This is a genomic window from Mycolicibacterium sp. XJ1819 (assembly GCF_053483675.1).
The window spans coordinates 79955-100615 of the sequence record NZ_JBEFST010000011.1; the positions used below are offsets into that span (position 1 = coordinate 79955).

24 protein-coding genes are annotated in these 20661 nt (G+C 68.2%); 3 read left to right on the forward strand and 21 right to left on the reverse strand.

Annotated elements, in window-relative coordinates; genetic code table 11:
• Positions 1-28: 28 nt before the first annotated feature.
• From ABQE89_RS13745 to ABQE89_RS13805, 13 genes are all read right to left on the reverse strand, one after another.
• Positions 29-1939, reverse strand: a complete 1911-nt coding sequence (locus ABQE89_RS13745; protein ID WP_448417371.1) for a hypothetical protein — start codon at positions 1937-1939, stop codon at positions 29-31.
• Positions 1940-2037: 98 nt separating this feature from the next.
• Positions 2038-2355: a 30S ribosomal protein S17 gene (gene rpsQ / locus ABQE89_RS13750; protein ID WP_448417373.1), complete on the reverse strand. Its 318-nt coding sequence runs from the start codon at positions 2353-2355 to the stop codon at positions 2038-2040.
• Positions 2355-2588 (reverse strand): 50S ribosomal protein L29, encoded by a 234-nt coding sequence (gene rpmC, locus ABQE89_RS13755; protein WP_448417375.1) that lies wholly within the window; start codon positions 2586-2588, stop codon positions 2355-2357. Before rpmC ends, rpsQ begins: the two co-directional genes overlap by 1 nt.
• On the reverse strand, positions 2588-3004 hold the full coding sequence (rplP, locus tag ABQE89_RS13760) for a 50S ribosomal protein L16 (RefSeq protein ID WP_448417377.1): 417 nt from the start codon (positions 3002-3004) through the stop codon (positions 2588-2590). The genes rpmC and rplP overlap by 1 nt, the downstream gene beginning before the upstream one ends.
• A gap of 3 nt (positions 3005-3007) precedes the next feature.
• Positions 3008-3901 (reverse strand): 30S ribosomal protein S3, encoded by an 894-nt coding sequence (rpsC, locus tag ABQE89_RS13765; RefSeq protein WP_448417379.1) that lies wholly within the window; start codon positions 3899-3901, stop codon positions 3008-3010.
• Positions 3901-4536 (reverse strand): 50S ribosomal protein L22, encoded by a 636-nt coding sequence (gene rplV, locus ABQE89_RS13770; protein ID WP_448417381.1) that lies wholly within the window; start codon positions 4534-4536, stop codon positions 3901-3903. Before rplV ends, rpsC begins: the two co-directional genes overlap by 1 nt.
• Complete coding sequence (gene rpsS, locus ABQE89_RS13775; RefSeq protein WP_007167837.1) at positions 4533-4814, reverse strand: 30S ribosomal protein S19; 282 nt, start codon at positions 4812-4814, stop codon at positions 4533-4535. Before rpsS ends, rplV begins: the two co-directional genes overlap by 4 nt.
• Before the next feature lie 38 nt (positions 4815-4852).
• Positions 4853-5695 carry a 50S ribosomal protein L2 gene (gene rplB, locus ABQE89_RS13780; protein ID WP_448417383.1) on the reverse strand — a complete coding sequence of 281 codons (843 nt, stop codon included), beginning with the start codon at positions 5693-5695 and terminating at the stop codon, positions 4853-4855.
• Positions 5696-5721: 26 nt separating this feature from the next.
• The gene (gene rplW / locus ABQE89_RS13785; RefSeq protein ID WP_448417385.1) at positions 5722-6024 is read right to left on the reverse strand and encodes a 50S ribosomal protein L23; all 303 of its coding nucleotides are present in this window, start codon (positions 6022-6024) and stop codon (positions 5722-5724) included.
• On the reverse strand, positions 6025-6714 hold the full coding sequence (rplD, locus tag ABQE89_RS13790; RefSeq protein WP_448417387.1) for a 50S ribosomal protein L4: 690 nt from the start codon (positions 6712-6714) through the stop codon (positions 6025-6027).
• Positions 6714-7367, reverse strand: a complete 654-nt coding sequence (gene rplC / locus ABQE89_RS13795; RefSeq protein ID WP_448417389.1) for a 50S ribosomal protein L3 — start codon at positions 7365-7367, stop codon at positions 6714-6716. The genes rplD and rplC overlap by 1 nt, the downstream gene beginning before the upstream one ends.
• Positions 7368-7390: 23 nt before the next feature.
• On the reverse strand, positions 7391-7696 hold the full coding sequence (gene rpsJ, locus ABQE89_RS13800; protein ID WP_003883485.1) for a 30S ribosomal protein S10: 306 nt from the start codon (positions 7694-7696) through the stop codon (positions 7391-7393).
• A gap of 412 nt (positions 7697-8108) precedes the next feature.
• On the reverse strand, positions 8109-9689 hold the full coding sequence (locus tag ABQE89_RS13805) for a carboxylesterase/lipase family protein (RefSeq protein WP_448417391.1): 1581 nt from the start codon (positions 9687-9689) through the stop codon (positions 8109-8111).
• A 125-nt stretch (positions 9690-9814) separates the two neighbouring features.
• Here ABQE89_RS13805 and ABQE89_RS13810 point away from each other — a divergent pair, with 125 nt between their 5' ends.
• Positions 9815-11065, forward strand: coding sequence for a cytochrome P450 (locus tag ABQE89_RS13810; RefSeq protein ID WP_448417393.1), 1251 nt, complete (start codon positions 9815-9817; stop codon positions 11063-11065).
• On the opposite strand, the gene ABQE89_RS13815 is transcribed toward ABQE89_RS13810, so the two are convergent.
• Positions 11043-11675 carry a TetR/AcrR family transcriptional regulator gene (locus ABQE89_RS13815; protein ID WP_448417395.1) on the reverse strand — a complete coding sequence of 211 codons (633 nt, stop codon included), beginning with the start codon at positions 11673-11675 and terminating at the stop codon, positions 11043-11045. The two genes, ABQE89_RS13810 and ABQE89_RS13815, sit on opposite strands and share 23 nt — an antisense overlap.
• Before the next feature lie 92 nt (positions 11676-11767).
• On the opposite strand from ABQE89_RS13815, the gene ABQE89_RS13820 reads away from it, so the two are divergent.
• Positions 11768-13441 carry an MFS transporter gene (locus ABQE89_RS13820; protein WP_448417397.1) on the forward strand — a complete coding sequence of 558 codons (1674 nt, stop codon included), beginning with the start codon at positions 11768-11770 and terminating at the stop codon, positions 13439-13441.
• Here ABQE89_RS13820 and mftG read toward each other — a convergent pair.
• The 7 genes from mftG to mftA all read right to left on the reverse strand — a co-directional run bounded on the left by mftG (position 13334) and on the right by mftA (position 19847).
• Positions 13334-14794: a mycofactocin dehydrogenase MftG gene (mftG, locus tag ABQE89_RS13825; protein ID WP_448417399.1), complete on the reverse strand. Its 1461-nt coding sequence runs from the start codon at positions 14792-14794 to the stop codon at positions 13334-13336. The two genes, ABQE89_RS13820 and mftG, sit on opposite strands and share 108 nt — an antisense overlap.
• A 7-nt stretch (positions 14795-14801) precedes the next feature.
• On the reverse strand, positions 14802-16214 hold the full coding sequence (gene mftF / locus ABQE89_RS13830) for a mycofactocin biosynthesis glycosyltransferase MftF (protein ID WP_448417401.1): 1413 nt from the start codon (positions 16212-16214) through the stop codon (positions 14802-14804).
• A complete protein-coding gene (gene mftE / locus ABQE89_RS13835) occupies positions 16211-16954 on the reverse strand; it encodes a mycofactocin biosynthesis peptidyl-dipeptidase MftE (protein ID WP_448417403.1) in 744 nt (247 codons plus the stop codon). Before mftE ends, mftF begins: the two co-directional genes overlap by 4 nt.
• Positions 16955-17087: 133 nt before the next feature.
• Positions 17088-18281, reverse strand: a complete 1194-nt coding sequence (gene mftD / locus ABQE89_RS13840; RefSeq protein ID WP_448417405.1) for a pre-mycofactocin synthase MftD — start codon at positions 18279-18281, stop codon at positions 17088-17090.
• A gap of 2 nt (positions 18282-18283) precedes the next feature.
• Positions 18284-19462: a mycofactocin radical SAM maturase gene (gene mftC, locus ABQE89_RS13845; RefSeq protein ID WP_448417407.1), complete on the reverse strand. Its 1179-nt coding sequence runs from the start codon at positions 19460-19462 to the stop codon at positions 18284-18286.
• Positions 19459-19767 (reverse strand): mycofactocin biosynthesis chaperone MftB, encoded by a 309-nt coding sequence (gene mftB, locus ABQE89_RS13850; RefSeq protein WP_448417409.1) that lies wholly within the window; start codon positions 19765-19767, stop codon positions 19459-19461. Before mftB ends, mftC begins: the two co-directional genes overlap by 4 nt.
• Positions 19752-19847: a mycofactocin precursor MftA gene (mftA, locus tag ABQE89_RS13855; protein ID WP_448417411.1), complete on the reverse strand. Its 96-nt coding sequence runs from the start codon at positions 19845-19847 to the stop codon at positions 19752-19754. The genes mftB and mftA overlap by 16 nt, the downstream gene beginning before the upstream one ends.
• A 94-nt stretch (positions 19848-19941) precedes the next feature.
• Here mftA and mftR point away from each other — a divergent pair, with 94 nt between their 5' ends.
• The gene (mftR, locus tag ABQE89_RS13860; RefSeq protein WP_448417413.1) at positions 19942-20568 is read left to right on the forward strand and encodes a mycofactocin system transcriptional regulator MftR; all 627 of its coding nucleotides are present in this window, start codon (positions 19942-19944) and stop codon (positions 20566-20568) included.
• Positions 20569-20661 lie beyond the last annotated feature (93 nt).

Below are 20661 nucleotides of genomic sequence, written 5' to 3' on the forward strand. Positions count from 1 at the left end.
CCCCGCGTGAACAGGGCGGCAGCGAAGGTCAGCGGCGACGTCTGCGGCGCACCAGGGTCGCCGCGACAGCCAGCCCGGCGAGCGTGACCGCACCCGCGGCGGTCCACAGCACCGCACTCACCCCGCCGTCTGTGTTGGGTGAGTATTGTTGGGCCACATCGGCTTCGATGACCACCGGGTCACGCCCCGGCGGGGCCAGCACGGCGGTGCCGTCGAGCGCGGACCACCGGGTCGGGTCGGCGTCCAACCATGCCAGCAGGGAATCGAGCAGGCCGGGCGCGTCGTCGGAGGTGGCGACGAGCACGGTGCGGCCGTTGTCGCGCAGCGTCTGAAGTGAACCGAACCGCGGCGCCGACTCCAGCGTCAACGCCGCCGCGATGCGCCCGTCGTCCGGCGACGTCCGCACCGGTGGTGTCAGATTCTCGTCGGGCCAACCGCCCGCGGAGACCAGGATCGCCGGCGACCGGCTGTCGATGGCCTCCTGCAGGGAGACCAGCGACGGGTCCAGCGGCGATCGGCTGAGCCGCTGCAGGCCCTCCAACAGTGTCGCTGCGCGGGTGGTGTCGGTGAACGAATCGGGCCCGATGCCGACCTTCACCTCGGGCATCAGCGCCTGCGGCAGCGCTTGAAAACCCTCGGCGACAGGCGAATCCGGCGCGTATTCGATACTCGTCGAATCGTCGATCCGCAGTGTGACGGGCTCGAACTCGCCACAGCGCCCGGTCTCCCCCGCGATGTCGACCGCGACCCGCAGGTCGGTCGACCGCTGCAGCAGTGCGTCCGGGATGTCGACCGAATGATCGATGTCACCGCTGGAGTCGATGGTCCACCGGTCGATGGTCCGATCGCCGATCGCCGCGACGATCTGCCCGCCGACGTTGGGCGGCAGCGGGGTGTAGGAGCCCTTCAGGTGCACCCGGACGCCGCGCACCGGCCTGCCCAGCCGGGTCTGGTCGATTTCGACGAACACCTGCGGATTGAAGGCGACGGCGTCGACTCCGCTCTGACCGAGATCGCCGATGGCCACCGGGTTGGCAGGCGCTGAGGTTTTCGACTCGATCCGGCCGGCAACGGCTTTCGACGACAACGCCAGGTTCGACAGATCACTGGTCAACAGCCCGACCTGGTCGACGAGGGCGTCGCCGGTCCCGGAAATCTGCAGTGCGGGCACCCCGTCGCCGCCCTGCATCCAGACCGCGGCGTCGGGCCCTTCCCGGATGACGACGTTGCGTTCCAGCGGGCCGGACGGCGGAACGGCCCGGCCAGGGGACAGCGGCGCGATGTCGACATCGGTGTGCTGGCTGCCGTAGCGGTTGACCACGGCCGTCGTCAACCGCACCGCCGCCTGGGATTCGGGAAGTGTGGGTGAGCGCGGGAGGAAAATCGTCAGCCGGTGCAGGACCGGCGGAAGGAAATCCGCGACGACGGTCGGCGGGTTCTCCCTGCCGCTGAACGCGATCGCCGCGTCCGTCAACTGCAGCGGAATCGCCGGGTCATACAGGCATTCGCCGGGGGCGGGCAGCAACCGGCTGCGGATCTGGAAGGTCAGGGTGTCGTCGACGACGCGCGCGCCGGTCAACGGGATCGTGATCGGCGTGTCATCGGCCTGCAGCAGTTCGACGCGCGACAGCGTGCGGCCCTGCTGGGTCGCGATCACGTTGCCGCCGCGGACATTTGCGGGGAGGTCGACGTTGGCGGTCAGCGCGCTGGGACGAAGCCCCCTGGGCACCGGAAGGCTCAGCGTCTGGGTGCCCTGCAGCCCGTACAGCGAGACGTCGGGGCCGGATCCGAGCGCGGTCAGGTTCAGAGTCGGCCGATCGGCGACGCGTCCGCCGTCGCCGGGTGCGGCGTGCGACGGCGCCGGGCCGAGCAACGCCGTGACGACCAGCACGCCGCACAGTGCGGCGGCGCGAACCAAGCGAATATTGCCCACCCCCATCTCGACCCAGGTTAACCAAACCTCGGCATATGCCAAATGTGCTGCTCAACGCCGAAAGGCCCCGCCACCGGTGAGGGTGCGGGGCCTTCCGAGTGCGTCTACTTGGCCTTTTCGAGAATCTCGACGAGCCGCCAGCGTTTGGTCGCCGACAGCGGTCGGGTCTCCATCAACGAGACGCGGTCGCCGACACCGGCGGCACCGTCCTCGTCGTGGGCCTTGACCTTCTTGGTGGTGCGGATGATCTTGCCGTAGAGCGGGTGCTTCACCCGGTCCTCCAGCTCGACCACGATGGTCTTCTGCATCTTGTCCGACACCACGTAGCCGATCGCGGTCTTGCGTCGTCCGCGCGGCTTCTCCGTGCGCGGGGTGTACTTCGGCCCCTTCTGGGCCTTCGAGTCACTCTTGGTCTCAGCCATCACGATCCCTCACCTGCGGGCCCGGCGGACAGGCCCAGCTCACGTTCACGGAGCACGGTGTAAACCCGTGCGATTTCCTGGCGCACCGTGCGAAGCCGACGGTTGTTGTTGAGCTGACCCGTCGCCATCTGGAAGCGAAGGTTGAACAGCTCTTCCTTGGATTCGCGCAGCTTGTCTCGCAACTCGTCGTCGGACAGTTCGCGCAGTTCGCCCGGCGTCACTCCCACTGCCATCAGAAGTGCTCCTCTCGGGTGACGATGCGTGCCTTGATCGGCAACTTGTGGATGGCGCGCGTCAACGCCTCGCGCGCGGTCTTCTCGTCGGAGTAGCTCAGCTCGAACAGCACGCGGCCCGGCTTGACGTTGGCCACCCACCACTCCGGCGAACCCTTGCCCGAACCCATCCGGGTCTCGGCGGGCTTCTTGGTCAGCGGGCGGTCCGGGAAGATGTTGATCCACACCTTGCCGCCACGCTTGATGTGCCGGTTGATGGCGATACGAGCGGACTCGATCTGCCGGTTGGTGACATAGGCGTGTTCGAGCGCCTGGATGCCGTAGTCACCGAAGCTCACCGTGGTACCGCCGCTGGCGATGCCGCGTTGCCTCGGGTGGTGCTGCTTGCGGTGCTTGACCCTGCGGGGAATCAACATGATTCAGCTCTCCGTGTTCTCCGTGGCGGGCGCGGCCTCGCCGGCAGCCGCCTCGGTACCCGCCGCCGCCTCGGCGACCGCGGGAGCTTGTTCGACGCCCGCGGGCGCCGCAGCACGACCGGCGTCGCCACCGGAGGCGGCGCGACCGGCTTCCGTGCCGGTCGCGGTGGTGCCCGATGCACCGCTGCGGCGCGGCCGGGTTCCCGACGGACGCTCGCGGCGCGGACGGTCGGCGCCTGCGGGCACCGCCGCGGCGAGCTCACGCTTGCCACCGACGATGTCGCCCTTGTAGATCCACACCTTCACGCCGATGCGGCCGAAGGTGGTCCTGGCCTCGTACAGGCCGTAGTCGATGTCGGCGCGCAGCGTGTGCAGCGGCACCCGGCCCTCACGGTAGAACTCCGAACGGCTCATCTCCGCGCCGCCGAGGCGACCCGAGCACTGCACCCGGATGCCCTTGACGTTGGGCTGGCGCATCGCGGACTGGATCGCCTTGCGCATGGCGCGACGGAACGCGACGCGGTTGCTCAGCTGTTCGGCCACGCCCTGGGCCACCAGCTGGGCCCGCGACTCGGGGTTCTTGACCTCCAGGATGTTCAGCTGCACCTGCTTGCCGGTCAGCTTCTCCAGGTCGGCCCGGATGCGGTCGGCCTCGGTGCCGCGGCGGCCGATCACGATGCCCGGCCGCGCGGTGTGGATGTCGACTCGAACCCTGTCCCGGGTCCTTTCGATCTCCACATCGGCGATGCCTGCGCGCTCGAGACCGGTGGCCAGCAGCCGACGGATCGCCACGTCTTCCTTGACGTAGTCCTTGTACTGCTTGTCGGCGTACCACCGGGACTTCCAGTCGGTGGTGATACCGAGCCGGAAGCCGTGCGGGTTGATCTTCTGGCCCACTACTGCGAGCCTCCCTTCGCTTCATCGGAAGCTTCAGCAGTCTTCTTTGCGGCCTTCTTGGCCGGCGCCTTCTTGGCGGGCGCCTTTTCCGCGCTCGCCTTCTCCGCGCCGGCCTTCTTGGCCGCAGCCTTCTTCGCGGGCGCCTTATTCGCGGTCTCGGTGCTCTCCGCGGTTGCGGTCGCGCCGGTGGCCTTCTTCGACGCCGCGGCCTTGCTGGCCTGGGCGCGACGGGCCCGCGTGGCACTGGCCGACGATCCGCCGCCGCGCTCGTCGCGGCTCGCCCGGCTTTCCAGGATCACCGTGATGTGGCTGGTGCGCTTGCGAATCCGGAACGCGCGACCCTGCGCGCGGGGGCGGATGCGCTTGGCGGTGGGGCCCTCGTCGGCGTGGATCGTGGCGACCACCAGAGTGGACGGGTCCAGGCCCTCGTTGTTCTGCGCGTTGGCCGCGGCGCTGGCGATCACCTTGGCGACCGGCTCACTGGCCGCCTGCGGCGCCCAGCGCAGGATGTCCAGCGCGTCGGTGACCGACTTGCCGCGCACCAGGTCGATGACCCGGCGCGCCTTCGTCGGCGAGATACGCACGAACCGCGCCTTGGCGGTCGCGGTCGGATACTCGGTCACTGGAGCGCTCATCGCCGCTTGGCCTTCCGGTCGTCCTTGATATGACCCTTGAAAGTGCGCGTCGGCGCGAACTCGCCGAGCTTGTGCCCGACCATCGCCTCGGTGACGAACACCGGCACGTGCTTGCGGCCGTCGTGGACCGCGAAGGTGTGGCCGATGAAGTCGGGGATGATGGTCGACCGACGCGACCAGGTCTTGATGACCTGCTTCGTGTTCTTCTCGTTCTGTGCGTCGACCTTCTTGAGCAGATGGTCGTCGACGAACGGTCCCTTTTTCAGGCTACGTGGCATTACCTAGCTCCCTAAATACTCTTCGCAGCGCTCATCGGTCACCGGTGGTGCTTCTTGCCGGTGCGCCGGCGTCGGACGATGAGCCTGTCGCTGGGCTTGTTGGCCTTGCGGGTGCGGCCCTCGGGCTTACCCCACGGGCTGACCGGGTGACGGCCACCGGAAGTCTTGCCCTCGCCGCCGCCGTGCGGGTGGTCGACCGGGTTCATCACGACACCGCGGACCGACGGCCGATGGCCCTTCCAGCGCATACGACCGGCCTTGCCCCAGCTGATGTTCGCCTGCTCGGCGTTGCCGACCTCGCCGACGGTGGCGCGGCAGCGCACGTCGACGCGCCGAATCTCACCGGACGGCATGCGCAGCGAGGCGTAGCTGCCCTCCTTGCCGAGCAACTGGATGGACGCGCCCGCCGACCGCGCCATCTTGGCGCCGCCGCCGGGACGCAGTTCCACCGCGTGCACCGTGGTGCCGGCGGGGATGTTGCGCAGCGGCAGGCAGTTACCGGGCTTGATGTCGGCGTTGGGACCGCTCTCGACGACGTCACCCTGCGACAGTCCTTGCGGCGCAATGATGTAGCGCTTCTCACCGTCGAAGTAGTGCAGCAGCGCGATGTTGGCGGTGCGGTTCGGGTCGTACTCGATGTGCGCCACCTTGGCGTTCACGCCGTCTTTGTCGTGGCGGCGGAAGTCGATCACCCGGTAGGCGCGCTTGTGGCCGCCGCCCCGGTGCCGGGTGGTGATCCGGCCGTGCGCGTTGCGCCCGCCCTTGCTGTGCAGCGGACGGACCAGCGACTTCTCCGGATGGTCGCGGGTGATCTCGCTGAAGTCGGAGACGCTGGCACCGCGACGCCCCGGTGTCGTCGGCTTGTACTTGCGAATTGACATGTTGTCTGGGTCTCTCTGCTAGCCGGCTAGGCCGGTGCTCCGAACAGGTCGATCGGCTTGCTGCCAGGAGCCAGCGTGACGATGGCCCGCTTGGTGTCCTTGCGCTTGCCGAAGCCGGTGCGGGTGCGCTTGCGCTTGCCCTGCCGGTTAGCGGTGTTCACCGACGCGACCTTGACCTTGAAGATCTTCTCGATCGCGATCTTGATCTGCGTCTTGTTGGAGTCCGGGTGCACGATGAACGTGTACACGTTGTCCTCGATCAACCCGTAGGACTTCTCCGAGATGACCGGGGCCAAGATGATGTCGCGGGGGTCAGTGATGGTCGCCATCTACGCCGAAACCTCCTCAGCACGTTGCGTGTTGGCCGTGTGCGCCGAGATGTAGCTGTTCAAAGCGTCCACGCTGAACACCACGTCGTCGGCCTTGAGCACGTCGTAGGTGTTCAGTTGATCCGGCGAGACCACGTGCACGCCGGGCAGGTTGCGCACGCTTCTGGTGCCGGTCTCGTCGGCGCGGCCGATCACCACCAGCACCCGCTTGCGGTCGGTCAGCGTCGCCAGGAACGCCTTGGCGCTCTTGGTCGACGGCGTCTGGCCCTCCACCAGTTCGGTGACCGCGTGGATGCGGCCGTTGCGCGCCCGGTCCGACAGCGCCCCGCGCAATGCGGCGGCGATCATCTTCTTGGGCGTGCGCTGGCTGTAGTCGCGCGGCTTGGGGCCGTGCACGATGCCACCGCCGGTGAACTGCGGGGCCCGGATCGAGCCCTGACGCGCACGGCCGGTGCCCTTCTGGCGGTAGGGCTTCTTGCCGCCGCCGCGCACCTCGCCACGGGTCTTGGTGGAGTGGGTGCCCTGCCGGCCCGCGGCCTGTTGCGCGGTGACCACCTGATGCATCAACGCGATGTTCGGCTCGACGTCGAACAACTCGGCGGGCAACTCCACCGAGCCGTCCTTCTTACCGCCCGGAGTGTGGACGTCGATCTTGAGCGCCTTCGCGGCGTCTGTCTTCTTGGCAGCCATCACTTCTCGCCTCGCTTGATTGCGCTGCGCACCATCACCAGTCCGCCGTTGCGGCCGGGGATGGCGCCCTTGATCAGCAACACGCCGTTCTCGGCATCGACCTTGTGCACCAACAGGTTCAGCGTGGTCACCCGGTCGTTGCCCATGCGGCCCGCCATCCGGGTGCCCTTGAACACGCGACCCGGGGTGGCACAGCCGCCGATGGATCCCGGCCGCCGGTGCACCGCCTGGGTGCCGTGGCTGGCGCCCTGACCGGAAAAGCCGTGGCGCTTCATCGTGCCCGCGAAGCCCTTGCCCTTGCTGGTGCCGGTCACGTCGACATAGCTGCCGTCGCTGAAGATTTCGGCCGTCAGCTCCTGGCCGACCTCGTACTCGGCGACCGCGGCCTCGTCGTCGAGCCGCAACTCGGCGAGGTGCCGTCGCGGGTTCACCCCGGCCGCGGCGTACTGCCCCGACAGCGGCTTGTTCACCTTGCGGGGGCGGATCTCGCCGTATGCCAGCTGAACCGCGCTGTAGCCGTCGCGCTCCTGGGTGCGCAGCCGGGTCACCACGTTGGGGCCGGCCTTGACGACCGTCACCGGGACGACCCGGTTGTTCTCGTCGAACACCTGCGTCATACCCAGCTTGGTGCCCAAAATGCCTTTACGTGCCATTTCTGTGGGATCTCCTGGGATGCCTATTGGATGTTGACGTCGACGCTGGCCGGCAGGTCGATGCGCATGAGCGCGTCGACGGTCTTCGGCGTGGGATCGAGGATGTCGATCAGTCGCTTGTGAGTGCGCATCTCGAAGTGCTCCCGCGAGTCCTTGTACTTGTGCGGGGACCGGATGACGCAGTACACGTTCTTCTCGGTCGGCAGCGGCACCGGGCCGACAACGCTGGCGCCCGTACGGGTGACCGTCTCGACGATCTTGCGCGCCGAGGCGTCGATCGCCTCGTGGTCGTAGGCCTTGAGCCTGATGCGGATCTTCTGTCCCGCCACGCTGTTTTCCTACCTCACTACTAACGGGCCCGGTTGGGCCTGGTTTCCTGCCGAGCGCCGAGACCAACCCGGTCGCGCAGCTATGCCGCCGCTGTTTACCTGTCTGTGGTTCACCGGCCCCCGCGCTCGGGTGTGTCGAAAAATCGACGCGATCGAGGTCTGGACCGGACGCATCCGTGCGGATGCTGGTCGTATGCCCCCCGCCGGGCAGTCTCGAAGAGGCACCGTCCCGGCTCAAGGCAACCCGAACAGTATGCCCTAGATGCCTGGTTCGCTCCAAATCTCCGCTGCTCTTCCGCCCAAACGGACATATGGGCGAGAAAGTGCGGGCGGTTCGCGCCAGAACGTCGATCTCGGCGTCAGCGCCGCCGCCAACCATCCCCGCGGCTCGCCAACCCTGCCATCTCGGGGCTCAGCCCTCAACCTCCGCCCAGAACGGGCAACGGTGGGTCTGCTCGAAAGTGGTGGTCAGGCGGCTGCCGTCCAGCTGCAGCGACATGACCTCGCCGCCATCTCCGCCCTGGCCGCCCCGCAGGGCCGGCCAGTCGGGGCCCGGCGAACCGGTCTTCACGAACTCGCTCCAGTACCGGATCATCTCGTCGGAGAGCCGTTGCTGCGCGTTGTTCAACTTCGGCGCCCCACCCATGTCGAACAGGTAGCGCAACTCCAAACCGTGCGCGGCACCCGCCGGGAAGGGCAGCTCGTTTAGCGAGTCGGGTTTGGGCGCGGTGCGGTCGTTGAACTCGTAGGCGTACACCGGCGCGTGTTCGGCCAGCGCATCGGCCACCCGGTCGCTCGAGCAGGCGAACACGCTGTCGGTCAGCGCCGCCGAGTACGCCGACGGCACGCTGTCGTGGCCGTCGAGCGGATACTGGGCCAGCACCGCGGGACCGTGGGCGCCGAAGGCCTCGTCGAGCAGCCCCGGATAGTCCTCCGGCCCGAAGTCCTCCTCGTTGTACAGATTGGCCAGAAACGCCGTGAACTCGTCGCGGTTGGTGCCGATCAGCACCGGCACCCGGGCGGCGCGGCCGTCGTCGATGGCCGTCACCGGATCGACGGGCAGCACCGCGCTGCCGCTGACCGGGCCGGTCAGGTCCACCCCGGCGAACCGGTAGTAGAAGACGTGTCGACGCAGCGTGTCGGCGGGCAGCGCGCGCAGGCAATCGGCCGCGGCGCGCGGGTCCTCACACCCGATCTTGGCCGCATAGGCGATGCTGGCGTCCTCGGCCGTGGGCAGCGTGCCCTGCGCCTGACACGGCCCGCTCTGGATGATCGCCGCGCGAAACAGTCCGGCCGACCCCGGCGCCACCAGGTGGTCGCAGATCGAGATGGCGCCCGCCGATTCGCCGGCCACGGTCACCCGGCCCGGGTCGCCGCCGAAGTGCGCGATGTTCTGTTGGACCCAGCGCAGCGCCGCCTGCTGGTCGGCCAGACCGTAGTTGCCGACGTCTCCGGGCGGGCCCAGCGCCGGGTGCGCCAGGAAGCCCAGCGCGCCGAGCCGGTAGTTGATCGTGACGACGACGATGTCGCCGCGCTCGACTAGCCATCGCGCGTTGTAGATCTGGGCGGCCCCGGCGGTGAACCCACCGCCGTGGATCCACACCATCACCGGCCGCTGCCTGCCGTCCTCCGGCGGCGTCCACACGTTGAGGGTCAGGCAGTCCTCGTCGGTCTGCTTGGCGAAATCGGGATCGCCGACGGGGCCCTGGATACAACCCGGTCCCGGTTTGACGGCGTTGCGCACGCCCGACCATCGGGGCATGGGCTCCGGCGGGCGCCACCGCAGCGATCCGACCGGCGGCGCCGCATACGGGATGCCGGCGAACAGCCGGTAGGTCGGTTTGACCACGCCGCTGACCGCGCCCGACGCCGTCGGCACCAACTCCGCCGGCGACGGGGCGCTCTTGACCTGACTGCAGCCGACGGCGATCAGCGTCGCCGCGACAAACACCAACGCGCTGCGCAATCCGCGTCGAAACGATGCCGGTGTCACGATTTCCGAGGGTACTGAGCGCGCACCGGGGCGGACTTCGACCGATCCCTACCCGCCGTGGCTCCCGTCACATAGACTGCGAATTTGACACCCGTCAACTTTTCCCCGGGATGATTGGAGCCCCTATGAGCACGCGGACGATGGATCCCGCCGCGAAAGTCCTCGCCGATCCGAAGGCCTACGCCGACGACGAGAGCCTGCACGCGGCGCTGACCCATCTGCGGGCCAACAACCCGGTGGCGTGGGTGGACAATCCGCCGTACCGGCCGTTCTGGGCGATCACCAAGCACGCCGACATCATGGCCATCGAACGCGACAACGAACTGTGGCTGTCCGAACCGCGCCCGCTGCTGGCCACCGCGCAGGCCGACGACCTCGCCAAGGCGCAGCTCGAGGCGGGCATGGGACTGCGCACGCTGATCCACATGGACGACCCGCACCATCGCAAGGTCCGCGCCATCGGCGCAGATTGGTTCCGCCCCAAGGCAATGCGTGAGCTGAAGGTTCGCGTGGACGAGCTGGCCAAGCGCTACGTCGACAAGATGCGCGACATCGGCCCGGCATGCGATTTCGTCAACGACATCGGGGTCTACTACCCGCTGTACGTGATCATGTCGCTGCTGGGTCTGCCCGAGGAGGACTTCCCGCGCATGCTGCGCCTCACCCAGGAGCTGTTCGGCGGCGACGAGGACGAATACAAACGCGGCACCACACCCGAAGAGCAGATGGAGGTGCTGGTGGACTTCTTCAACTACTTCAGGGAGCTGACGGAGTCACGCCGGGCGAACCCCACCGACGATCTGGCGTCGGCGATCGCCAACGGTCGCGTCGACGGGGAACTGCTCTCCGAGGTCGACTGCCTGTCCTACTACGTGATCGTGGCCACCGCCGGACACGACACCACCAGCCACGCCATTTCCGGGGGGCTGCGGGCGCTGATCGAAAACCCCGACCAGCTCGCCCGGCTGAAGGCCAACCCGGAATTGATGGGCACCGCGGTGGAGGAGATGATCCGTTGGACCACTCCGGTCAAGGAGTTCATGCGCACCGCCGCCGCTGACACCGAGGTGCGTGGCGTACCGATCAAGGAGGGCGAATCCGCCTACCTCGCTTACGTTTCGGCCAATCGCGACGAAGAGATCTTCGACGAGCCGTTCAAGTTCGACGTCGGCCGTGACCCCAACAAGCATCTGGCGTTCGGCTACGGCGTGCACTTCTGCCTGGGCGCGGCGCTGGCCCGGATGGAGATCAACGCCTTCTTCACCGAACTGCTCTCCCGGTTGGAGTCCATCGAGTTGGCCGGCGAGCCGCAACTGACCGCGACGACGTTCGTGGGCGGCCTCAAACGCCTGCCTATTCGGTACTCGGTGCGCTGACGGGCGGATCGCTTTTGCGGTGGGTGGCCAGGAAGCCGTCGACGGCCGCCTCGGCACACCGGTGATAGTCGAAATCGGCCACCGTGGAGAGCTTTCCGAGGATCAGCGGACCGATCAGCAGGGCGATCGCCGCGATGCGGTCCACCTCCTCGAGCTCGGCGGCGGCCTGCGGGCTGTCGAAGATGGCGTCGAAGGGCACCGAGTAGAACTGGATGATGCGCGCCCGCAGGGTACCGACGGCGTCTGAGTCACCCTGGCGCACATCGGAATAGGATCCGGCGTCGGGACCAGACGCCAGCCAGGTCATGGCGGTGACCACCGCAGGCGCCTCGGCGATCGATTCGGCCCAGCCCACCACGACCGCCATCAACCGGTCCCGCAGGCTGCCCTCGGCCGGTGGCATCGGCGCGCGCTGCAACTGCCCGATGAACGCGGCCGCCAGCAGATCATTTGCGCTGGCGAAGTGGCGATACAGAGTGGCCCGCGCTACGTTGGCGCTTCGGGTGACCGCGTCGATCGTGACCGCGCTGGGACCGCCCGAACGCAGAAGCGCCGTCGCGGCCTCGAGCAAACGCGCCCGCGAGCGGGCCGGCCGCGGGTCCTCGCTCATCGTTTAGGCCCCCTCCTCCTGGGGAACAAGACTGGTGGTCTCGTAGCGAGACCGCTAGTCTCAAAAATACCCGGCGAAAGAGAGCGACGACGATGGTCGACACCCTCACACTGTCCGACCAGGGTAGCGAGGCCGACTCGACCACCCTGTCTCCCCGTCGGCGGCTCTGGCTGCTGGTGGTGGCCGGACTCGACGTGCTGCTGGTGATCTCGTCGATGGTGGCGCTCAACGCCGCGCTGCCCGATCTGGCGGTGGAGACCGCCGCCACCCAGACCCAGCTGACCTGGATCGTCGACGGGTACACCCTGGTACTGGCATGCCTGCTGCTTCCCGCGGGCGCGATCGGTGACCGCTACGGGCGCCGCGGCGCGCTGCTGGTCGGCCTTGCGATCTTCACGCTGGCCTCGGTCGCGCCGGTCTTCCTCGGCAGTCCCGTGCAGATCATCGTCGCGCGGGCGGTGGCGGGCGCGGGTGCGGCGCTGATCATGCCCGCGACGCTGTCGCTGCTGACCGCGGCCTTCCCCAAATCCGAGCGCAACAAGGCGGTCGGCATCTGGGCCGGCGTGGCGAGTTCGGGCGCGATCGTGGGCTTCATGGGCACCGGACTGCTGCTGCGCTACTTCTCGTGGGAGTCGATCTTCTATGCGTTCGCCGCGGCGGGCATCGCGATGTTCATCGCCACCTGCACGATCTCGTCGTCGAAAGACGACACCGCCGCGGCCCTGGACTGGCGCGGCGCGGTGTTGATCGGCGCCGCGGTCGCGGTCTTCGTGTTCGGTGTGGTGGAGGCGCCGGTCCGGGGCTGGACCCATCCCATGGTGTGGGGTTGCATGGCCGCCGGCGTGGCGTTGGCGGTCGCCTTCGCAGCGGTCGAACTGCGAATGCGCCATCCGCTGCTGGACATCCGGTTGTTCGCCCGCCCCGACTTCGCCACCGGGGCGCTGGGCGTCACGGTCCTGTTCTTTTCCAACTTCGGATTCTTTTTCATCGCAATGCAGTACATGCAGTTGATCCTGGGCTACAGCCCGCTGCAGACCGCGTTCGCGCTCGCCCCGCTGGCCGTGCCGATCATGGTGCTGGGCGCGACGCTGCACCTGTACCTTCCCAAGATCGGCCTGCGGTTCTCGGTGGCGCTCGGCCTGTTCCTCATCGGGGTGGGGCTGTTCGCCATGCGTTATCTGTCGGCGTACTCCACCTACCCCGACCTCGTGATCGCGTTCCTCATCACCAGTGCGGGCATCGGTCTGTGCGTCGCGCCGACGACTTCGGCGATCATGAACGCCGTCCCCGACGAGAAGCAGGGCGTCGCTTCGGCGGTCAACGACACCACGCGCGAAGTCGGTGCAGCGGTGGGCATCGCGGTTGCGGGCTCGGTGCTGGCCGCCGAGTACACCGGCGCACTGGCGCCGGGGCTGGCCGCATTCCCCGACGAGATCCGCGCCCCCGCATTGGATTCCATCGCCCAGGCGCTCGAGGTCGCCGCCCAGATCGGGCCGCAGGGCGCGGCGCTTGCCACGCTGGCCCAGGACGCCTTCATGAAGTCGATGGATCTGTCGCTCGTGGTGCTCTCCGCCGTGTCGGTGGTGGCAGCGGCATTCGTCGCGCTGTGGGCGCCGGGCCGCGACGGAAAGCAGTTCGGCTTCGTCGCCCGGCTCACCTCACGACCGTCCGACGAACTCGGCGGCGCGGTGGCCGATCATGACGATCGTCGCGTGCGGCCCCCGACTCGTAATGGCGGGAAGCACCGCGCCGTCGACCACCGATAGCGCCTCGACACCGCGCACCCGGCAGTGCGGGTCCACCACCGCGTTGTCGTCGTCCTCGGTACCCATCGGCGCCGTGCCGCACAGGTGCTGCGACGTCGACCACGATACGGTCGCGTCTCGCCCCTCGGCGCCCGCGAGTTCACGCGCAAGTTCGGTGCCCGCCCGCAGCAGCGCGACATCGTCCGGTTCGCTGTCATAGCGGTGCTCGATCATCGGGGGCACGTCCGGATCCGCCGATGCCAACCGGACCCTGCCGCGTGACCGCGGCCGCATCAACGCGACCCCGAGATGCGGGTGGTCGCCGGGGTCGTCGCGACGGCCGCTGACCATGGCACCGAAACCAGCTGTGTAGGCGCGGATCTCGAGGGGATCAGAGGTGGTCAACACCGCCTCCAGCGGGGGCAGCCCATGAGATTCAGACCATCTCACCGGAAGCACCCATTCCGGGTGGTCGACCGTTGCCGTGCCGACCGGCAAATCGGCCACCACCGGTACTCCGTGCTGCTCCAACACTTCCCGCGGGCCGAGACCCGAGAGCATCATCAGGTGTGCCGAGCCGATGGCGCCTGCGGACAGGATGATTCGGTCGGCGGCCAGATCGAGTGGCCCGTCGGGGCCGACGCAGTGCACCCCGACCGCGCGCCCGTTGACGATCCGGACCCGCTTCACCCGGGTTCCGGTCAGTAGCGTGAGATTGGCCCGGCCCATCGCCGGTTGCAGATACGCCCCACCGGGGCCGAGGCGGGTGCCGCCGTTGATGTTCAGCGGCACCGCGCCCACACCGGGTGGCAGCGGCGACTGCGCGGTGGACCCGTTCAGGTCGTCGATCCACGGAAACCCGGCGTCCCTTGCCGCTTGGACGAATAATGCTGTGCAGCCGTCGAATTCAGATACCCGCTGCACACGTATCGGTCCGTCGACGCCGTGCAGCGGACCCGAGTGATCGACGTCGGTCTCGATCGCGACGAAGTGCGGCAACACCTCGCGCCACGTCCATCCGGGCACGCCCCAGCCGTCGAAGTCGGTGGGCAATCCGCGGCAGAAGTAGCCGCCGTTGACCGCGCCCGATCCGCCCACCACCGCCCCGCGCATGATCTGCGCGTGCCGCGGGGGATCGTCGGTCAGCGTCGTGGGGTACCGACGCACCACCGAACTGGCATCACCGATCGGCAACCGCAGACCGTTGCTGATCTGCTCGCGCACCCTGGGGTCGGTCGGTGCCGGTCCGCTCTCCACCACGGTGACCCGGCACCGTGCATCGGCGGAAAGTCGTTCGGCCAGCACGGATCCGGCGCTACCTGCACCGACGATGAGGACGTCACTGAACGGTGGGACGACGGAGGATTGCGACAAGGGCGCTTCAGGTCCGGATCTGGGGCTTGAGCGCGCCCAGATGACGCTCGCGCACCACTCCGGTCCACAATCCGGTGCCGTAGGCGATGTCGTCGAGGCGCTTGAGCAGGATGTAGGTCACCAGGCCCAGGCGTTTGGTGTCGTCATCGGCGTTGCCGTTGCGGGTGATCCAATCCACCACGCCGTCGACCACGGCCGCGATCAACACCGCATGGCGACACCGCTGCGAAAGCAACGCCGAGATCAGCGCGATCGGCCAGTAGTGCCGACAGATCGCCGACGCCAGTTGCAGAGCCGCCGACCACAGCCCGTGCGCGGCCACCACGGCGACTTCCTTGGGTTCGGTCTCCACGGTCGCCAGCGACTTGGCGATGCGGCGTCCGGTGATCGTCGCGACGACGACCGACGCCAGATAGCCGAAGGTCGAGCCCATCGCCATCAGCATCCATGCGACCAGCGTCCACCCCGAGATCACCAGAGGTGCGGTCTTGCCCGGATGTCGCACGGTCAGCGGCGCCGCCGCTTCACCATAGAATGCCTTGCGCACGAACCACTCTCGTAGATGCGTCCGGTGCTCGTGGGCGACCAGTGCGATGGGTTCGTAGCGTAGCCGCGCGCCGGCCTCCACCATCCGCCAGCACAGATCGACGTCCTCGCCGGATGTCAGCGTCTCGTCGAAGCCGCCGACCTGCGTCAGCACCGAGCGACGGCAGATGAGCGCGGCGCTCGGCACGTAGGACACGGTGCCGTAGGGCACCACCGGCGCCTCGCGCAGTCCGAGGTCCAGCGAGGAACGCACGGCCTCGTAGCGCGCCACCAGGTTGTCGGACTCCCCCAGGCCCACGATGCGGGGCGCCACCAGCGCCACGGCCGGGTCGCAGAAGTGGCCGAGCAGCGCCTCGAGCCAGCCGCGTCGCGGCACGACATCGCTGTCGAGGAAGGCGACGAAGTCGGTGTCACATGCCGCCATGCCGGTGTTGCGAGCCGCGGCCGGCCCCCTGCTACGGGTATGGCGCAGGATCTTCACGTCGCAGTGCATGTGGGCGAAATCGGACTGCTGCAGGGCGACGGCCGAACCGTCGTCCACCACGACGACCCGCATACCGCGCAGTGCCGAAACCAGCCGCTGCACTCCGGATAGGTTGTCGCGCACGGGAATAACGACGCTGACATCGCGATGCGATGGGCCGCTGGGTGGGCGCGGATGCGCGACTGTCGCGTCGAGCAGGGTGCGAGCCAGTTGCGCGCTGACCGCGTCGTGCACCTCGAGTCGGCCACCGGACAACATCGTCTGGGCGGCCGGGGCCAGTCGCAACAGGCGGGTCGGCGATCCACCCAGCAAAGCGGAGCCCTCACCGAGCACCTTCACCCGGCGGTCGACCTGCACCGCGAAGCCGTCGGGCAGCCTCGGGCCGGTCATGTCAGCATCCCGTCCCGGTCCGGCTGCCACCGCCGGATGCGTGTAACACAACCGTCCACCATCTCGGCAAAGATGCGTGCACCTTCGTCGGCGGTCGCGGTGGTGGGGTCACCGAGGATGCCCACCTTGCTGACCGCCCCGACGCCACCGCGACGCAGTTCGGGCATCAACTCTGCCAGCGGCGCGCTGTTTCCCGGCACCCGCTGGTCCAGGCGTACCTGCTGCGGCGAAATATGTAGCAATACAGAAGTTTCGGTGTGCCCGGCGTGCGCGTCGGCGTTGACGGCGCTGCAGGAGGACCAGCTCGCCTCACGTCCCTCGTATCGGAGCAGCGCCACCGCGCCTGCCAGCGCCTCCACATTGCCGCCGTGTCCGTTGAGGAAGACCAGGCGGTCGGCCCAGCGCGCCGCCGACCGGCCGAACTCGACGAGCAACAGGCGCAGCGCCGAGGTGCCGATGGACACCGTCCCGCCGAACTCCTCGTGTTCGCCGCTGGCGCCGTATCCGATCGCCGGGGCGATCAGCCATTGCCGCGGGTCACGCGCGGCCACCCCGTCAGCAACTGCACGGGCCACCGCGGTGGCGATCCGGGTGTCGGTGTCCAGCGGCAGGTGCGGTCCGTGCTGTTCGGTGGACCCGACCGGGATGATCAACGCCGATGACGTGCCGTTCAGCTGACTCGATGTCGCGATACCGAGGTCACTGACAGAGGCCACCCGCCGATGGTAGGACGAATTCACCTGGCGTGCGCCAATTGTTGACGCATGCGCGGCAGTTGATTTCCGGAAATCTGCCGCGGGCGGGGTCGGACAATCACGCCAGCCCCCTGCGCCACGCCTGTACCAGCATCTTCGCCTACCCGGTGACCGGACGTCAGCGGGTCGCGTTGCCGGGCGCCCCCAGCGTCCGGGCGAACCCGGGCGGCACGAGGACGTCGTCGGCAACGAGGTCGTGCACCGACGCACGGCCGAGACCCATCAGCGCCGAGTCGACGCCGCCGCGCAGGACGTCGAGGACGTTCTCCACACCGGCCTGGCCGTTGGCCGCCAGGCCCCACAGATAGGCCCGGCCGATCATCACCGCACGCGCACCGAGAGCAACCGCCTTCACCACGTCGCTGCCCCGCCGGATACCGCCGTCGAGAAGCACCTCGATCTGATCACCGACCGCATCGGCGATGGCCGGTAGTGCGCGGATCGACGCGGGCGTCCCGTCCAGGTTGTTACCGCCGTGGTTGGACACTGATATCGCCGAAACCCCGGCATCCACAGCGCGTTTGGCGTCGTCGACCCGCATCACACCCTTGAGCATGAATGGACCGCCCCACTGTTCGCGCAGCCAGGCGATGTCGTCCCACGTCGGCGGCGGGGTGCCCATCCACTCGCCGTACGCCGCGAAGAACGGCGGCCCCGGTTCGCCCCGGGACGCCTGGTTGGGCACCCGCAGGTTCGGCGGGCGCATGGTCTTGGCCCACTGCCAGAACCAGGCCGGCCTGGTCAGGCCCTGCGGCAGCATCCGCACCGTGGTGCGCAGGTCCATCTGCTCGGGGATCTTCGGGCTGCCCCAGTCGCGACCGTGCGAGAAGCTCCAGTCCGTGGTGACGATCAGACCGGCCGCGCCCGCCTCGCGCGCACGCTCCACCCGCGCGGCGATCGCGTCGCGGCCGCCGAGCCAGTACACCTGGAAGAACAGTTTGGGATTGGCGGCGATGACTTCCTCGATCGGCTTGCTGGCGAACGACGACAGCCCCATCGCGGTGCCGCGGGCGGCCGCCGCCCGCGCGACGGCGATCTCCCCGTCCGGGTGCACCGCCTGCACGCCGGTCGGCGAGATCAGCACGGGCATCGAGATGTCTTGTCCCATCACCGTTGTCGCGAGGTCGCGCTTCTCGGTCGCGCCGACGACGTGCGGTGCGAAGCCCAGTTCGGCGAACGCCTCGACGTTGTCGGAGACGGTGACGCCTTTCTCGCTGGCGGCGATCAGTGCGGCGTACACCGCCTTGGGCAGTCGCTTCTTGGCCTTCTGCTGGGCGAAGGCCACGGTTTCGAACCAGGTGTCTCGCGCCATGGCTACACCGGGCTTTCGTTACACAGCCGGGCCGGCGGCTTGGTCAACAGTTTCAGCATCACCGGTTGGCTGCGGGAGTGGTCGACGCTGGGCTTGGGCTTCACCCGTTCGCGGGCCAGCGCGGGGGCGCCGTGGCCCTCCACGCATTCGGGGTCCGGCCCGTCCAGCGGCAGGCCGGTGAAGAACTTCGCGGCCATACAGCCGCCGCGGCAGCTGTCGTAGTGTTCGCAGCTACCGCACGCCCCGGCCGACTGCGGCTCACGCAGTTCGCGGAACAGCTTGGAGTTCTTCCAGACGTTCTCGAACCCGCTGTCGGACAGCACGTTTCCAGCCAAGAAACGGTCGTGGATGGCGAACGGGCACGCGTACACGTCCCCGACGGGATCGATCAGACACACCACTCGGCCCGCGCCGCACAGGTTCAGCCCGGCCAGCGCGCCCGGCTCGCCCAGCCCGGACAGGTGGAAGAACGAGTCACCGGTCAGCACCCCCTCGCCCTTGGCGACCAGCCAGTCATACAGCGCCACCTGCTGCTCGGCGGTGGGGTGCAGTTCGTCCCACACGTCGACGCCGCGTCCCGACGGTCGAAGCCGGGTGATCCGCAGCGTCGCTCCGTAACGCGCTGCAAGGGCAGCGAATTCGTCGAGCTGTTCGACGTTGTGGCGGGTCACCACCACGGAGATCTTGGCATCCTTGAATCCGGCGTCCGCGAGGTTCTGCAATGCCGTCGTCGCCATCGCGAACGACCCCGCACCACGTACCGCGTCGTTGATCTCGGCGGTGGCACCGTCCAGGGAGATCTGCACGTCGACGTAGTCGCTGGCCGCCAGTCGCGTGGCCACCTCGGGGGTGATGCGCACCCCGTTGGTGGAGAACTTCACCCCGACGTGGTGGGCGGTCGCGTAGTCGACGAGCTCCCAGAAGTCCGAGCGCACAGTCGGTTCGCCCCCGCCGATGTTGACGTAGAAGACCTGCATCCGCTCGAGTTCGTCGATGATGTCCTTGCACTGCTGCGTCGTCAGCTCACGCGGATCGCGCTTACCCGACGACGACAGGCAGTGCACGCACGCGAGGTTGCAGGCGTAGGTCAGCTCCCAGGTCAGGCAGATCGGGGCGTCCAGGCCGTGCTCGAACTGCTCGATGAGCCGCGGCACAGGTTGGGTAGTTGTCGTGGAAGTCATTGCAGAACCAGCATTTTCGATCGGGCCAGTACATCAAGCGCGTGCAGATACGGCGCCTGCTGCGCGTCGTCGATGCCGGCGGCGCGGCAGGCCGAGCGAGCGTCGGGGTGGTCGCTCAGCGAGTTGACCACCTCGACGATCGTCCGGTTCTTCAGAAAGGACAGCTTGCGCGTGCCGAAGTGATACAACAGCGCGCCGAACGGCTCGGGCCGCACCGCGACCTGATGGTGCAGCCGCCAGCGCCGGTCCGGGTCGAACGCCACTGTCTGTTCGGCAGACAGGGTCACCGTCAGTAGACCCCGCACATTCCGTCGATCGACACCTCTTCGACGAGGATCTCGGCGACGAGTTCGGTGTCCGTCTCCGCGTGCTGATTCTGCTCCACTATCTGCACCTTTCCACTCGCTGAATCTCGACATTTGTGATCGAGATCGCCATAATATGGCATCGAGTGCCATAACGAAAGGGCGGGGTGGAGAATGCGGCCGAATCCCCAGCGACGCGAGGATCGTCACCGGGTGGGCCGCCGGCGCACGACATCGTGGGAGCACCTGAGCAACATCGCGATCGACCTGTTCGCCGCGCGCGGCTTCGACGAGGTCAGCGTCGACGACGTGGCCGAGGCCGCCGGGATCGCCCGACGCACGCTGTTTCGCTATTACCCGTCGAAGAACGCGCTGCCATGGGGCGACTTCGACGCGCACCTGGACCGCATGCGCGACTTGTTGGGCAGCCTGGACCCCGGCGTGCCGGTCCGCGACGCGCTGCGCACAGCGCTGCTGGCGTTCAACACCTTTGACGAAGCCGAGACCGCTCGCCACCGGCAGCGGATGCGGGTGATTCTGCAGACCGCGGCGCTGCAGGCCTATTCGATGACGATGTATGCGGGGTGGCGCGCGGTGGTGGCCGGGTTCGTCGCGCAGAGATTGGGCGTCAAGGCCGACGATCTGGTGCCCCAGACGGTGGCGTGGACGATGCTCGGGGTCGCACTGTCCGCCTACGAGTACTGGCTGGCCGACGAGTCGGTGCCGCTGGCCCGCGCGCTCGGTGACGCGTTCGACACCGTCAGCGACGGCCTGGCGGCCCTCGACGCGCTGGAACGGTGAAGCCCGCGCCGGCTGAAATTCCCGCGAGCGCTCACCCTCATACGGTTTTGGCACCCGAATGCGTACCCCATTGAGCCCTCGACAATCTTTTCG